Annotated in this window: 11 protein-coding genes; 9 read left to right on the forward strand and 2 right to left on the reverse strand. The window is 46.5% G+C overall.

The features are described 5' to 3' along the window. Positions 1–3: 3 nt before the first annotated feature. Together brxF and ACFWUL_RS01830 are read left to right on the forward strand one after the other, a co-directional pair. Positions 4–423 carry a BREX-3 system P-loop-containing protein BrxF gene (gene brxF, locus ACFWUL_RS01825; RefSeq protein WP_416177635.1) on the forward strand — a complete coding sequence of 140 codons (420 nt, stop codon included), beginning with the start codon at positions 4–6 and terminating at the stop codon, positions 421–423. 14 nt (positions 424–437) lie between these two features. Then, positions 438–1,898 carry a DUF6079 family protein gene (locus ACFWUL_RS01830; protein ID WP_416177636.1) on the forward strand — a complete coding sequence of 487 codons (1,461 nt, stop codon included), beginning with the start codon at positions 438–440 and terminating at the stop codon, positions 1,896–1,898. Between the two features lie 18 nt (positions 1,899–1,916). Here ACFWUL_RS01830 and ACFWUL_RS01835 read toward each other — a convergent pair whose 3' ends face one another. Together ACFWUL_RS01835 and ACFWUL_RS01840 are read right to left on the reverse strand one after the other, a co-directional pair. Continuing rightward, positions 1,917–2,501: an IS630 family transposase gene (locus ACFWUL_RS01835; protein ID WP_416178102.1), complete on the reverse strand. Its 585-nt coding sequence runs from the start codon at positions 2,499–2,501 to the stop codon at positions 1,917–1,919. After that, positions 2,491–2,982: a helix-turn-helix domain-containing protein gene (locus ACFWUL_RS01840; RefSeq protein WP_416177637.1), complete on the reverse strand. Its 492-nt coding sequence runs from the start codon at positions 2,980–2,982 to the stop codon at positions 2,491–2,493. The genes ACFWUL_RS01835 and ACFWUL_RS01840 overlap by 11 nt, the downstream gene beginning before the upstream one ends. A 62-nt stretch (positions 2,983–3,044) precedes the next feature. Here ACFWUL_RS01840 and ACFWUL_RS01845 point away from each other — a divergent pair, with 62 nt between their 5' ends. From ACFWUL_RS01845 to ACFWUL_RS01875, 7 genes are all read left to right on the forward strand, one after another. Next, on the forward strand, positions 3,045–5,291 hold the full coding sequence (locus ACFWUL_RS01845; protein ID WP_416177638.1) for a DUF6079 family protein: 2,247 nt from the start codon (positions 3,045–3,047) through the stop codon (positions 5,289–5,291). Positions 5,292–5,294: 3 nt separating this feature from the next. Beyond that, entirely contained in the window at positions 5,295–7,850 is a 2,556-nt protein-coding gene (locus tag ACFWUL_RS01850) for a DNA methyltransferase (RefSeq protein ID WP_416177639.1), read from the forward strand. Between the two features lie 35 nt (positions 7,851–7,885). Further along, the gene (locus ACFWUL_RS01855) at positions 7,886–10,561 is read left to right on the forward strand and encodes a DEAD/DEAH box helicase (RefSeq protein ID WP_416177640.1); all 2,676 of its coding nucleotides are present in this window, start codon (positions 7,886–7,888) and stop codon (positions 10,559–10,561) included. A gap of 2 nt (positions 10,562–10,563) precedes the next feature. Then, positions 10,564–12,039 carry a hypothetical protein gene (locus ACFWUL_RS01860; protein ID WP_416177641.1) on the forward strand — a complete coding sequence of 492 codons (1,476 nt, stop codon included), beginning with the start codon at positions 10,564–10,566 and terminating at the stop codon, positions 12,037–12,039. Then, the gene (locus ACFWUL_RS01865; protein WP_416177642.1) at positions 12,032–12,745 is read left to right on the forward strand and encodes a hypothetical protein; all 714 of its coding nucleotides are present in this window, start codon (positions 12,032–12,034) and stop codon (positions 12,743–12,745) included. The genes ACFWUL_RS01860 and ACFWUL_RS01865 overlap by 8 nt, the downstream gene beginning before the upstream one ends. Then, entirely contained in the window at positions 12,742–13,128 is a 387-nt protein-coding gene (locus tag ACFWUL_RS01870) for a hypothetical protein (RefSeq protein WP_416177643.1), read from the forward strand. The genes ACFWUL_RS01865 and ACFWUL_RS01870 overlap by 4 nt, the downstream gene beginning before the upstream one ends. 1,334 nt (positions 13,129–14,462) lie before the next feature. Next, positions 14,463–15,050 carry a phosphatase PAP2 family protein gene (locus ACFWUL_RS01875; protein ID WP_008859892.1) on the forward strand — a complete coding sequence of 196 codons (588 nt, stop codon included), beginning with the start codon at positions 14,463–14,465 and terminating at the stop codon, positions 15,048–15,050. Positions 15,051–15,066: the final 16 nt, after the last annotated feature.

The following is a 15,066-nucleotide window of genomic DNA, read 5'->3' on the forward strand; positions in this document are numbered from 1 at the left end:
GAAATGGGCGAGATTATTAAATGCGAAAATCTCCAAAGGCAAAAGGACACCATTTCCCGATTGCTTGTTTACTGGGCACGAATGAGAGAGCTTTCTTCACAGCCGGTTTCAGTCAGCAAACCTCTCTCGGAAAAACTGCAGGACGTATCACCGCGGAGCAGGACGATGAGGCTTGCCTCGTGTTTTCAAAGCGTGCTCGCACAGTATCCGGACAACGTGGTCATCAAGGATATCGATGTGATGTTCAATCCTGCCTATCAGGTCGACGTTTTGAAGATTCTCATCGAGGCCCGGAAAAGCAAACCGTACAGCGTGATCTGGCCGGGACGATATGAAAACGGAACACTTTATTACAGCGAACAAGGGTATCTGGACTATAAAACATATGAAGTAAAGAACTATGATATCATCTGTGTCATTTAAGGAGGAAACGCTAAATGAAGTATTCGGAGCTAATAAGCTTCAAGCCAATTGAATCGACGATACAGCTTGTTGAGGGCACAAAAACAGAAAGCGGAGTCAAGGAACTCGTGCAGACCTATGTCATGTCGGATAGCATGGCGGAAAGTCTGCAGGCTCCCGTTATCGACCAGCTCCAGATGGATGAGGTAGTCGACAACAAAGGCGTTTTCATCGTAGGTAACTATGGTACCGGTAAATCTCACCTGATGAGTGTGATTTCTGCTGTGGCTAATGACGCAGACAATCTCCAATATTTACAGAACCAGAACTTTGCAAAGCGCATGGAGCCTGTTGCAGGCAAATTTGAGATTCTACGGTTGGAAATTGGTGGAGTGACCATGACGCTCTACGATATTCTCTTCGACTACATTGAAGAGGATTTCCAGCGTCGTGGCATTGACTTCAAGAAACCAGACTATTCGACGGTCCGCGACAACAAGAAAGTCATCCGTCAGATGATGGAAGCCTTCAATTCCAAATACCCGGACAAGGGATATCTGATCGTCGTAGACGAGTTCCTTGCCTACCTTACATCCAGAGACGAGCGCCAGCTGGTTCTTGACCTGGAAGTGTTGCGTGCTTTCGGAGAAATGTGCTCAAAGAGCAATCTCCGTATCATTCTTGGCATTCAGGAGAAAATCTTCGACAATCCAAAATTCAGCTTCGTCTCCGAAACGCTGAAACACGTCAGCGATCGTTTTACACAGATGGAGATTACAAAGGAAGATACGGAGTACGTTGTTTCAGAAAGGATTCTGAAGAAGAATCCGGAACAGAAGGCGCTGATCCGGAATCACCTCGAGAAGTTCTCCAGCCTTTACAGTGGCATGTCTACCCGCATGGATGAATTTGTGGATCTGTTTCCGATTCACCCGGCTTATATTGATGTATTCAATAAAGTCTATCTTGTGGAGAACCGCCATATCTTGAAAAACATCTCCAGAGTCATTCGTGATATCTTTGATAAAGACGTACCGGAAGATGCACCTGGAATCTATTCCTTCGATACCTATTGGCCCGCTATCAAGGGAAATGGGCTTCTGAAGAGCGACGTTACAATCAGCAAGGTCGTTAATGCCAGCACACAGCTGGAGGAAATCATCAATCGCTCCTTCCCGCACAAGGTTTATAAGCCATTGGCGATTCAGATCATTTATGCACTTAGCGTGCACAGGCTGACGACAAACGGCCTCGATGTGCAGTTCGGACTGACGGCAGAAAACCTTAAAGATGACCTCTGCCTTTATCTGGACTCTATGCCGGAAAACGACGCAGACTTTCTCCTTGGCGTTGTTAACACCACGCTCAAGAACATTATGACAACGGTCTCTGGACAGTTCATCATCCACAACGATGCCAACAATCAGTACTACATCGATGTCGACAAAATCGTCGACTACGACGAGAAGATCAACCAGAAGGCATCGCTCCTATAGTGAACGACAAAAATAACTTTATTTAAAGCTGCACAGGGTTCGAAGCTGATTATTTGGCTTTTTCCAAGCCTCGAATGCTTTTTCAACTGTTTCCATAAGTTCCATTAAGGTTGCAAAGAAACGATTGTGTGTATATTCTCTGCGGGTTTTTCTCCAAACCTGTTCGATTGGATTCAGATCAGGTGAATAGGGAGGAAGCATCAAAATTGTAATTTTATCTGATATATCCGCATATTCTGGCCGCTTTTCTACAGCAATTAGTCGATAGGCCTTTTTGTGCCAAGGGGCATTGTCCATTACCAGAACATAATGCTTGCCTTCCGGCAACGGTTTTGCAGCCAAGAACTCACGAATAGAGGCTATTGTGGTCTCATAGTTGAATTTCTCCGGCTTTGTCGTAAATAACTCTCCGGTTTCTGGGATAACAAACCCACTATAAGGAGACTTGAAACGTGCCGGGAATGATTTCACCTTAGGTGCACTGCCTTTTTCATACCATCCACGTGTAATTGTAATCTGAATTTGGAAATGCACTTCGTCCTGAAATGTCAGAATTGCGGTACTGTCTGCTTTTACTTCGTCGATTTTTTTTTTAAAGGCAATTCGTGCATCCGTATCTTCGTATCCCTTGGATGGATATAGTTGGGGGGCGGATAAGGGAAAAGCCCAGACTGTGAAATAGACGTTGGCATTGTCTAACGCTTAACGTAATGTTGTATTTACTACTGATATAGTCAGACAAGCTCGGTCCATCCCAGACATTGTAGCCGTATTGTTTTGGCTCGGAAGTAAGGATCTGTTTGATTTCTTTTAACTGCCCGTCGGTAAGCTTTGAGGGCCGGCCTTTGTGCCCTTTTAATTTAAGTGCATCAAAGCCCTTTTCATCAGCAATTTTTACCCAGGATGAAATTGTCATCTTGCTTACACCAGCTAATTTACTGATTTGGGAAGCAGACAAACCGGATAGAACCATGTTTACGGAGAATACTCTGAAATGGAACCTGGCGTCATCAGTAGACGACATAATCTCCTTACCTTGTCTCAAAAGTTCTTCCGGATCAGTGTGATACTTTCGATTGTTCATATGTACTGTACCTCCAATTGAAGTATAGCACATAGATACATCAATTTAAAGTAAAGTAATTAATGTCGTTTACTATAGCTCCGGCAGAACTGAACCGCTACTTCTATACGGTCGTCTACAACTGCCTCGAATGGGACGCGAAGGAATACGTCACGAACTTTAAGATTTACGAATACGACCTGAACTGGAACAGCCACAATATCTTCCGGGAAGGCTATCTCTTTATGGGACTTCCGGGAGAGCGCAGCACTGCCCAGCCGGAGCGTGATTTCTATATTCACATCATGCCGCCTTATGACAACGGTAATGTGGATATTGCTAATCTCCCGGACGAGGTATACTTCTTCTTTCGCTCTGCGGATGAGTTCAAGAAGAATCTTGAACTTTATGCTGCTGCAAATCAGCTGGCTGAAATCAGCGAGGGCAAGGATAAGGAAGCCTATCTGAACAAGGCGAAAATGTTCAACCGCCAGCTCGTAAAATATCTGAGCAATAACAAGAACACCTGCTTCAACGTGACCTACAAAGCTCAGATGAGACAGCTGATCGAGGTTTTGAAAGGCAAGTATCGTCCAGACCTGACTTTCAAAGATACCATCGACCTCGCAGCCTCGATCTGCCTTGATGAATATTTCACGGGCAAGTACACTGACTTCCCGGTCATGAAGACCAGAGTCACCAGAAAGAACATGGCAGGACTGGCACGGGATTCCTTTGACTATTTTGCAGGCCGGAAGACGCAGCAGGCACGGATGATGCTCGAGAGCTTTGGTGTGCTCGAGGATGACAAGATCAAACCTGAAAACTCGAAGTATGCCAGATACTATATCGATCGCCTGCAGGAGCTGCCGCCACAGGGCGTGCTGAACTATACAGACCTGTTTGAAGAGCAGTTCATGGGTGCGTATATCGACAAGCAATTTAAGATCAGCTTCTTGTTTACACCGATCATCTTCCTATCGCTTATCTACGCGGGATACGCAGTTATTACACTGAACAATGGTAAGACAATCACGGCATCTAATCTGGACGAGATCCCGAGCATAAATGCGCTTGATCTCTATGAGTTCAAGTATATCTCCCGCCCGGCAAAGATGGCCCTTGCTGAGCTCAAGAAGATGTTCGAGGTGATTGGCCTCAATCCTGCGCTCCTGGATCTTCCGAAGGACCGAGACAATAGTGTCAAGCAGCTTATTCAGGCCGCACAGAATCTCTGCAATGATGCGGTTCTCGGAACGAGAAAACTTTCTGACGGCTTCGAGCTGTGGGGAGAGCCGCTCGCGGATTCGCAGATGAAGGCGAGGATACAGAGCGCTTGCGACAAGGTCAAAGAGGAATTCAGCAACTACTCAGCGAAGTTTAACACCTTCGCGAAGCTGAATAATTTCCGCCACACAATGGATGAAATTCAGGAAATTGAAAAGCAGATCTGGACATTGCGCCGTATTCCGGAGTATCTCGATTTCAAAAGCGAATGCGGAGATCTCGTCAGCTACATTGCCAGTGTCCAAAATTTCGATATTGACGAACTGAAAGCTTCCATCGAGGACGCGCGTGCAGCTTTCCGTACAGCCAGAGACAGTATTGCTGAAGGCACCAGTGGAACAGATGCTGCCCGCGCCGTGAAGGATGCGCTAGAGCCGGTTCAGCAGCAGTACATCAATCTCTACTACGATGCGCATTCGAAAAAACGCCTCGGCATTGAGGACGCACAGCGCAAAGGCAAGATTCAGGAGAGTCTTGCGCTCAAGAATCTCCGGAAACTGCATAGCATCACAATCCTGCCCGGCGCAAAGCTGTCTGACCTCGAAACCTCGATGGCAAATATTAAAGTCTGCTATGAGCTGACACCGAATGAACTGAAAAAGAATCCGATCTGCCCGCACTGCCACTTTGACATGAGCAGCCACGAGAGAAATGTGCATGGGCTGCTGGATCAGATCGATGACGACATTGATGAGCTGACAAAGGAATGGACGAAGAAGCTGTTGGAGACCGTCACTGATCCGCTCGTGCTCGCACAGAAGCAGTACCTGAATGACGACCAGCAGAAAGTCATCGACGACTTCGTCTCTACCAAGGAACTACCGAAACGAGTGGATGATTTCTTTGTAGAGAGTATTACCGCGCTTCTGAAAGGATTCGAGCCGGTGGTCATCGACGCGGAAACGCTGGTGGAAAAGCTCGAACAGCTGCAGCCGCTCAGTGAAGATAACTTCCGCAAGAAACTGAACGACATCATCGCTTCCTACACAAAAGGCAAGGACGAAAGCAAGCTGCGTATCGTCGTAAAGCGTAAGGAGAATTAAACCATGGAGAAGAGAAAACTGACCAAGGAAGATCTTGACAAGGTTCGTGATATAGAAGGCTTCCCGATCGGCACGGACGAGGACATTATTGCGCTTTCCGATGCGCCTTATTACACGGCTTGCCCGAATCCGTTTATCAAGGAGTTCATAGAAGAAAATGGGACTCCGTATGATGAGGAGACGGATGATTATCATTGTGAGCCGTTTGCAGCAGACGTGAGCGAGGGGAAAAATGATCCGATTTATATGGCTCACACCTATCATACAAAAGTACCGTATAAAGCCATAATGCGTTATATCTTGCACTATACGAAGCCGGGGGATATTGTCTTTGACGGTTTTTGTGGCACTGGAATGACTGGCTTTGCTGCTCAGATGTGCGAACGTCCAGATGCAAAAACAAAATACAAAATAGAAGCTGAACTTGGCAAGGACAACGTCAAGTGGGGGATTAGAAAGGCGATTATAAATGATCTCTCTCCAGCAGCTTCATTTATCTCGTATAACTACAATACGAGAATCGATCCCGTGGAATTTTCACGTCAGATAGAATCTGTTCTTCAAGTTTGCAAAGAAAAATGTGCGTGGATGTATAAGACGGAGCACGTTGATGAGAAGGGTAAGCCGGTTACTGATGTGCTCGGGAATAAAGTTCTGGGAGATATTAGTTATACCGTGTGGTCAGACGTATTGGTTTGCCCACATTGTTCTCATGAAATGGTTTATTGGGACGTTGCTGTCGATCAAGTGGCTGATAAAGTTTTAAAGACATTCAAATGCCCGCACTGTGGGCAAAGTTTGCAGAAAAAGGATTGTGATTATGCGCAAGAAACTTTTTTTGACACTTTGCTTAACCAGCCTGTAACTATGAAAAAGCAAGCGCCTGTGAAAATATGCTACTTCGTACATGGGAAAAGAGCTGAAAAGCGGCCCCAGGAGTCTGACTTTGAACTTCTCAAAAAAATAAACGAACTACCTATAGAGGAATGGGTGCCAGCAGAACGTATGCCAAAAGGCGGTGAAAGTAGAAGAAACGATAAGTATGGTATTACCCATATACATCAATTCATGACAAAAAGAAACCTAATAACTTATGCTGTAGCTGTTGAAGAGGCGAAGAACAGTCGAGCGATGTTTGCTTTGACTGCTATTACAAAAATACTGACAAAAATGTATCGATGGGCTCCGCATGGGAAGTGCACGGCAGGCATGCCGGGAACCTTATACATGCCCTCGGTAACACATGAATATGCAATTTTTGACGTTCTCAGAAGACGTGTTAATAAATTTAGTGAATGGTTGTCTACAGCATCTACTTTTAATAATGATGTTTTGATAAGCTGTGGAGATTTGGCCCATCTTCCTATTGCGCCGAATAGTGTTGATTATATATTCACAGATCCGCCTTTTGGTGCAAATCTCAGCTATTCTGAGTTATCTTTTCTTTGGGAGGCGTGGTTAAAGGTAAAAACTAACAATTCCGAGGAAGCAATTATTAATGACTCGCAAGGCAAGAGTTTAGTTGAGTACCAACAGCTGATGACGAATTGCTTTAAAGCATATTATGACGCATTAAAACCGAATCATTGGATGACTGTGGAATTTCACAATTCACAGAATTCGGTATGGAATGCTATTCAAGAATCTTTGCTAAGAGCCGGTTTTATAGTTGCGGATATTAGAACCCTTAACAAAAAACAGGGCACATTTCAGCAAACTACAGCACAGGGCACGGTTAAGCAAGACCTTGTTATTTCCGCATACAAACCTAAAGAAAAGTTCCGTAAAGAGTTTGAGGATAACGCTGGTTCAGAAGAAACTGTATGGGCTTTCGTTCGTCAACACCTTGCCAATCTGCCTGTTGTAGTTGATGCAGATCACGACGGCAAGATCGACATTATTGCAGAGCGTCAGGCTTACCTGCTCTTTGACCGTATGGTTGCCTACCACATCATGAATGGTATTCCGGTGCCGATTGACGCGTCGGATTTCTATAAGGGACTGGATGAGAAGTTCCTGAAGCGCGACGGCATGTATTTCCTGCCAGATCAGTTGAACGAATATGATATTGCCCGCATCAAGATGGATGTTGAGCCGATCCAGTTCGAACTGTTCGTAACGAATGAGAAGTCTGCTATTGCATGGCTTTATCAGCAGCTCGATACACCGCAGACGTACGCAGAACTCCAGCCGAAGTTTATGCAGGAAGTGAAGTCTGTCGACCGCCATGAAGATATGCCGGAGCTTTCCGTCATGCTGGATGAGAACTTCATTCAAGATGATAAAGGCCGCTGGTATATTCCAGATCGCACAAAAGAAGGCGACGTCGCCAAGCTCCGAGAGAAGAACCTCTGGAAGGAGTTCGAGAGCTACATGAACAGCAAAGGAAAACTGAAGCTGTTCCGCTCCGAGGCGATCCGGGTAGGTTTCTCAAGGCTCTGGAAGGATAAGAACTATCAGGCCATTGTCGACATGGCTGAGCGGCTGCCGGAGCAGACCATTCAGGAAGACGATAAGCTGCTGATGTACTACGACATCAGTTTGAGCCGCGTGCAGTGAGGCTTTGAACTGCATATTTTGGGAGGTGGCAATGCATGCTGAAGGCAGGTGAATTCGCCTTTGACAGGAATACGGGAAAAAGTGTACAGGTTCTTGAACGCCTCGAAGTGTGGGGATATGTATCCTATCGTGTCTTCGACCCGTCTACAGGACGTGTCTACAAGGTAATGGAGGACAGCTTGAGCGATTCGTCCGGCTCGAATACTTACGACGAGAATTATCTGCGCTATGTTTCGCTGCTGTCAAAGATTAAAAACGAAACTGCGGGAGGACTCCTGACTTCTCTTGCCAGTGGTGTCATTCCGCTGCCTCATCAGCTGCATGTTTTGAACCGTGTGATGTCTACGAACAATATCCGCTATATTCTGGCGGATGAGGTCGGCCTCGGGAAAACGATCGAGGCTGGCATGGTCATCAAGGAACTGAAAGCAAGAGGACTTGTCAGGCGGACGCTTGTAGTCTGCCCGACTGGTCTTGTAACGCAGTGGTCTGCGGAAATGCAGGAGAAATTCCACGAGAAGTTTCAGGTGATTCTCCCGTCGGATTACGATACGATTCGCAGGCTTACGGACAGCGATGATGTCTATGGGCAGTACGATCAAGTCATCTCGCCGATGGATTCCATCAAGCCTCTCGAAAAACATGCCGGGTGGACAGAGGAGCGCGTCGAACAATATAACCAAGAACGTATTTATTCCATCATTAACAGCGGCTGGGACCTGATCATCATCGATGAGGCACATCGCGTCGCTGGTTCTTCCGGCGAAGTGGCTCGATATAAGCTCGGGTATTTACTTTCACAGGCAAGTCCATATCTGCTTCTTTTGACAGCAACACCACACAATGGTAAAACCGAGCCGTTTCTGCGTCTGGTTCGTCTACTCGACGAAGATGCCTTTCCGAACGCAAAATCTGTGGTCAAGGAGCAGGTTGCTCCGTTCCTGATCCGTACAGAGAAGCGCGAGGCTATAGACAATAACGGAAATCTGCTGTTTAAGAACCGCTTAACACATCTGGTCGAGCTGACCTGGGACGAACGGCATACCTATCAGAGACATCTCTATGAGATGGTCACGTCCTACGTTTCGAAGACCTATAACAAGGCACTCCGGAACCGCAAGAAAAATATGTGCCTGATTTTCCTGCTTATCATCATGCAGCGCATGGTGACGAGCAGCACAGCAGCAATCCGTCAAAGCCTAGAAAGACGGCTTGAAATCCTGAGAACCCAGAATACAAAACTGGGTTCTCTTACTGAGGAGGATCTTGCCGAACTTGATATTGAGGATGGCGTCAAGGATGCCCTTCATGCAATGTCTCTTGACGTGGAAGAAGAAATCAGCGAGCTGGAGAATATCATCGCAGTCGCCAAGCAGGCAGAGTTCCAGCACCCGGATGTAAAAGTCGAAACGCTGGAGAACACGATAGACACACTCCTGAACGCAGATAGAAACCAGAAAATCATTATCTTTACGGAATTTGTTGCTACGCAGGAATATCTCCAGCGATTGCTGACGGCTATGGGATATTCTGTGACAATCCTGAATGGCCGAATGAGCATTGAGGAGCGTAACGAGGCACTTCGGGAATTCCGCGACAATACGAACGTCTTTATTTCTACCGATGCCGGTGGTGAAGGCCTGAACTTACAATTCTCGAATATCATCATCAACTACGATCTGCCGTGGAATCCGATGAAAATCGAGCAGCGCTGCGGTCGTGTAGATCGTATCGGGCAAACGCGAGATGTGCAGATTTTCAATTTCATCGTAACAGATACGATTGAAAACCGTGTACGGGAAGTGCTGGAAGAAAAGCTCTCTGTGATCCTCAAAGAAATGGGCGTCGATAAGTATTCTGATGTCCTTGATAGCGAAGTTGCAGAAGTTGATTTTACCGATGTCTATATGCGTTCGATCAGCAGGCCGCATAGAAAATCCGATGAGAATCTGTATCCGGTAGAATCTGAGCTGCGGCAGGAGCTGAAAAACTCGCAGAAATACAAGAGCCTGCTTCATGAAGACAAAGACCTGACGAAGCTCGTCGGGAAGGAATCGAACTTTGATGTGGATTCCGCTCTGCGCCAGATGCTCACCTATTATGATGCATGGCAGGGATTGGACCCGCGGCTCATTATGGATATCAGTATCAATGACGAAAGTATTACGCGGCATCTCAATGCAGACGTGATTCAGGATCGATTCTCCCCGATATTGTCGGTTTCGATTCAGGATTTCCCGAACGAAGAAGGCTACTTCATGCTTTGGGATCTGTCTGTAACCGATGAAGAAATGGATCAGAGAATACTCCCTGTATTTGTTAATAAGGATTTTGTGCTGCGGCCAATGGCTGGGAAGCGGATTATGGATGTGTTCCTTGATGGAACGTCACAACTTTCTGTCCATTCCGTACCGAACTTAACTGGAGACGAGTATCAGCGACTCGAAAAGCTGAGCACAGAATTTGCGTATGATTCGTTTCTTAAATTAAAGGATCAGCAGCTAAAAAGAAATAAGGAAAGCTACGACAAATACATGTATGCCCTGAAACTGCGGACAGAAGCGACAGAGCATGTGGGCATAGATAACATCAGAAAATCCCGGCTGCAGCGACTGGAAAAAGAAAAAGAAACTGTAGAGGAGCGATATAGAAAAGGACAAGAGGTCTATCCGGAATTTAAGTTGTGCCTACTTGTCAGATTGGAGGCGTGATAATGTTCGGGCAATATATATATGAAAAAACTTATGCTTCCAACACTTCACGCATGCTATTCATTGATGAGGACGGCCTTGAAGAACAGGCGCACTATACAGATGAGTTTGAGCACAGAGGTTTCCAGATCATTCGTTACAAAGATGACCTGAGCTTTAGAATTAAGTGGGAAGACGAGTTCAAAGGCGGCCAGGATAAGTACCTGATTCTCGCAGCGCCAAAGGTTTATATACCATATGATATTCTGAAGGCTTGTGGCTCTTACATATTTCATATTTCTTTGATGAATCTCTTCCCGCGTCTGCAGACACAGTGCATTCGGGAAAAAGCTGATCTGAATTTCGACCTTCTCTGTATGGCGTATAAAAGCCTCTATGACGATTGCTGCACACACGATAAGACGGAAGAATTCATAGACAATGTTGTATACGGCAGAGACAATGTTCGCGAATATGTGAAGCTGCGTATCAAAGATGTCTCTGTTCTGGCAGAAAAGGCTCAAAGCTATAGAGATTGGATCAAGGTCGCGGAGACAAAATCCGATATTGATGTCTTCTGTGCAGCTTATGAGATCGACGCGGATGCCGAGTTCGTACAGGAACCATTCTTGAAATTCATACTTGAAGGCTTCGGCAAGCTTTCAGGAAAGATTACTTCAGATCGGGAAACGCCGGTGCTCGTCAAGGGCGCGATGGATTACATGCATAATCACAGCGACAAGTTCGTGATCATTGTCATGGACGGAATGTCGGAGTTCGACTGGACCATATTGTCGCAAAGCTTCGCAGACATAAAGTACGAACGATCTGCGGCTTTTGCCATGATTCCGACGATCACATCACTTTCTCGGCAGAGCCTTGTTTCAGGCAAATATCCACTTCAGCTTTTGAGCCCGTGGAGTACCAGCAAGGAGAGTAAGGAATTCACTGATTGCGCCATAAGCTTTGGCCTGCGTAAAGAGCAGATTGAATATCATCGAGGATACGATGCCGACTTTGGGCCGACGATTCGGTGTGGTTGCATCATCATCAATGACATAGATGATATGGTTCATGGTCAACAGCAGGGTCGCTCTGGCATGTATCGTGATGTGGAATACCTGTCCAGTACCGGAAAGCTCGCGACACTTGTCCGGAAACTACTCAGTAAAGGCTTTGATATCTATATATCAGCTGATCACGGTAATACTCCATGCGTCGGTCAGGGGAGACTGATGAAGCTTGGCGTCGAGACAGAAACAAAGAGCCATCGTATGTTGGTTCTGGAGAAGTTTGCAGACAAAGAGAAAATGAAGGAACAATATGACATGATCGAGTATCCGAAGTATTTTCTTGACAAGCAGTACGATTACTTGATCTGCAACATTGGGAAATCCTTTGATACGAAAGGTGACAAGGTGATGACACACGGAGGCATAACAGTGGACGAGGTGATCGTGCCATTTATTAAAATAAAGGCGGTGGATAACAATGGGTAAGATGGTCGGACTTTCGAGAAATTTGAAGATGACGTGGCTTAACAAGGCCGTCGAGCTATTATCCGAGAATCTGCCAGAACAAGATTATAAGGATAGGCTGAATGAATACCTCAGCTTTGAAATCAAGAGTCCTACGAACCTGCGTAAAACCAGAGAAATTCTAATGAACTTGTGGTATTACGAGAATCCGGAGACGAAATCTCTACGTACACAGGCACGGGCTCTTATCGAAAAGGATGCTGATAATTCGCTTGCAGCACACTGGTGTATTATCCTCGCCAATTATCCGATATTTGTAGATGTATCGAGGATCATTGGTAAGCTCTCCGAATTTGAAGAGGAGTTTACGATCCAGCAACTAAAGCAGAAGATTTTTGATGAATGGGGTGAACGCGCCACATTGTTCCACTCCATCGACAAGATCATCGCAACAATGAAGGCGATAGGCGCTTTGAAAGCTGAGAAACCGGGTCGCTATACTATCATAAAGCATGAAGTGCGAGACGATAAAGTAAATGCACTTCTGGTAAGTGCCGGTATGACCGTCGAGGATAAAGGAAGCTTTACCCTTCAGGACTTACGCAAAATGAGCTACATGTTCCCGTTCAAATACCAAATTGAGAGGGAAATGCTTATGATGAATGATACGTTTACCATCACGAACATCGGCGGCGAAATGATGGTGAGCCTGACGGCAAGCTTATGATGACTTGGGAACCGTTCTATGACGGTTATCTCGGCTGGTCGGATAGCACCGTCTCTTCCAGACTTTCACAGATATCCGACCTACAAAATGCGGATACGGCCGAGATTGTAGATTGCTGTCAATGCATAGATGAGGCTCTTGCCTGCCGCCTTCTTCGCAAGGCAGAGAAGGCACCGCTTTCCTTCACCTATGCTCAAGTTGTGGAGCTTGCTGTATTTATCAGTGACGAGGAGCTTTTGAATGCTCTTGCGATAGCGGCGACGGGTCCTTGTACGCAGGAGAATCTGGAAGAACTGAATAATAACGAGATTCAGGACGATGTGATAACGGACATCGCTAAGCATTACAACCTGCACGATCCGAATGAAGGTGCTATCTGGTAGCCAGGTGTTCTTCAGAAACAGATCGACGACCTCGCGGAAAGTGCCGGACGGCTGGCGGACAAACTGAACCGGATTAACAAGAATCTCGAAAAGCAGAAACGAAAGAAAAAATCAGGACTGGTTGCTTTTCTCGGTGTGCTTGGAGATTCAAACGGAGCCAAGTCGTCCTCCAGTTTCAGAGTTGGTGATCATGTGCGAGTGAAGTATTGCGGCCAAGAAGGAACGATAATTAACATCAATGGGAACCTGATAATGGTCTCCCTTGATGAAGGAAAACATGTGGATTCCTACGACGCGTCGCAACTTGAGAAAGCATGGTGACGCTGATTAAACCTTTCAACGATAGCCATACTTTTTAACGATTGCAGATTGGGGTGTCGTTTTTGGCAACAGCAACCGCAGCAGCATACGAATACAGAGTCGGAAGTGAGATCCCGCTCTATGCCCTGAAACGCAGAAAAGCCCAGATACAGCGCGGTTTCCGGGCTAAAAGCACATACGGCATTATATCAAAGATGAGGCCTTAATAGATACGGCGCGAGTGTCGGGATTAGATGTCATGTACAGCTTGAATCTTTTAACGATGGGTGTCGCGGAGCCAGTGGCAGAATGCCAGCCGAGAATCTGCGACGGTAGAAAACCGGACATTCAAATAGAAAACCGTACATTGGAGTCATGTCGGAACCGGTTCAAGAAGAGAGCAACTTGATTGGTGGCCGACCAAGATAAGCGACCAAGATACCGACCAAGTTAACGGCATACTGGGTTGAGACCTTGATCATAAACTGATTGGGCAGAGGAGAGCAGGTCGAGACGATGGCATCCCTCCTGCCCGCCGTATTATAGGTAGAAAAAGCACGTGGACAAGTTCCCACAAACGGAGAGCACCTGTAAAAGCGCCGATTTTCGGCTTAGAGCAGTTCCCGCGAACGGACGGAAATGTGTATGGAATCTAGACATTCAGGTGCTTGTCTCGTGCCATGTGGAAACGGTGACTCTCATAGAAAAAGGAAAATAGACTGAAACCGGAAAGGGCTGTGAAAAAATGCAAATCATGTCTTCACCGTCCCTTTTGCGAATCATGCACAGCGTGAGGCCCATTTCCCGGATTCCTGTAAAATAAGGATAGAAAATCCAAAGGAAAGCAGGTCATGAAAGAATTCTGATTTCACCACATGGCCCTCCACAGGGGAGCCTTTGATTTGGGCGCCTCCCTCTGATGTATACTTACCCGGAGGCCTGCCCTTTTTGTCAAACAGTGGGGATTATGATAAAATTAAAAACATAGGAAAGCGGCAGAGGCGGCGGCTTCTCCCGGAAAGAGGTGCTTTTTCATGAATCCGGATTTAGACATAGTAAGAAAAATCAATGGGCTGGCCGGCAGGGTGCGGCCCTTTGACCTGATGATGGATCTGATTGCCCGCTACGGGCATTGGGCATTTGTGATTTACGGCCTGTTTCTCTGGTTTACCCCGGGGAAGGATCGGGAGGTGCGGCGGCGCTGCTGCATTCTTTCGTTCCTGGGCGTATGCGTGGCGTCTCTGATTTCATTTGCCCTTGGTAAAATATGGTTCAGAAAACGGCCGTTTACCCGGGATTACCGGATATGGAACTTTACAGGCCATAAGGCCAATGCGTCTTTCCCCAGCAACCATACCATGAACGGTGCAGTGGTGGTGATGGAGCTTCTATCCATGCACATGAAGGGGTCCAGGCTGATGACCCTCATGGCCATGATTCTTGCCTTTTCCAGACTTTTTGCAGGGGTTCACTATCCCAGCGATCTTCTGGGCGGCACGGCCGTGGCTTTCCTGGTACACCGCGCCCTGCAGTCCATAGCCCATTCTCCTTTTATCCGCTTTCTCACCGTGATTTCTTCTCTCATCAGTGATGAAGCTATTCGCAGAATCAGAGGGCGGTGATTGGGATGGCCGGAGA

Origin of the sequence: Dialister sp. (assembly GCF_047832375.1) — a bacterium.
Taxonomy (GTDB): Bacteria; Bacillota; Negativicutes; order Veillonellales; family Dialisteraceae; genus Dialister.

What these genes read in the sequence shown, in the direction of transcription:
- ACFWUL_RS01865 (WP_416177642.1), top strand. Translation starts at nt 12,032, where the DNA reads ATGGGTAAGATGGTCGGACTTTCGAGAAATTTGAAGATGACGTGGCTT.
- ACFWUL_RS01860 (WP_416177641.1), top strand. Translation starts at nt 10,564, where the DNA reads ATGTTCGGGCAATATATATATGAAAAAACTTATGCTTCCAACACTTCA.
- ACFWUL_RS01875 (WP_008859892.1), top strand. Translation starts at nt 14,463, where the DNA reads ATGAATCCGGATTTAGACATAGTAAGAAAAATCAATGGGCTGGCCGGC.
- ACFWUL_RS01850 (WP_416177639.1), top strand. Translation starts at nt 5,295, where the DNA reads ATGGAGAAGAGAAAACTGACCAAGGAAGATCTTGACAAGGTTCGTGAT.
- ACFWUL_RS01830 (WP_416177636.1), top strand. Translation starts at nt 438, where the DNA reads ATGAAGTATTCGGAGCTAATAAGCTTCAAGCCAATTGAATCGACGATA.
- brxF (WP_416177635.1), top strand. Translation starts at nt 4, where the DNA reads ATGGGCGAGATTATTAAATGCGAAAATCTCCAAAGGCAAAAGGACACC.
- ACFWUL_RS01840 (WP_416177637.1), bottom strand. Translation starts at nt 2,982, where the DNA reads ATGAACAATCGAAAGTATCACACTGATCCGGAAGAACTTTTGAGACAA.
- ACFWUL_RS01870 (WP_416177643.1), top strand. Translation starts at nt 12,742, where the DNA reads ATGATGACTTGGGAACCGTTCTATGACGGTTATCTCGGCTGGTCGGAT.
- ACFWUL_RS01845 (WP_416177638.1), top strand. Translation starts at nt 3,045, where the DNA reads ATGTCGTTTACTATAGCTCCGGCAGAACTGAACCGCTACTTCTATACG.
- ACFWUL_RS01855 (WP_416177640.1), top strand. Translation starts at nt 7,886, where the DNA reads ATGCTGAAGGCAGGTGAATTCGCCTTTGACAGGAATACGGGAAAAAGT.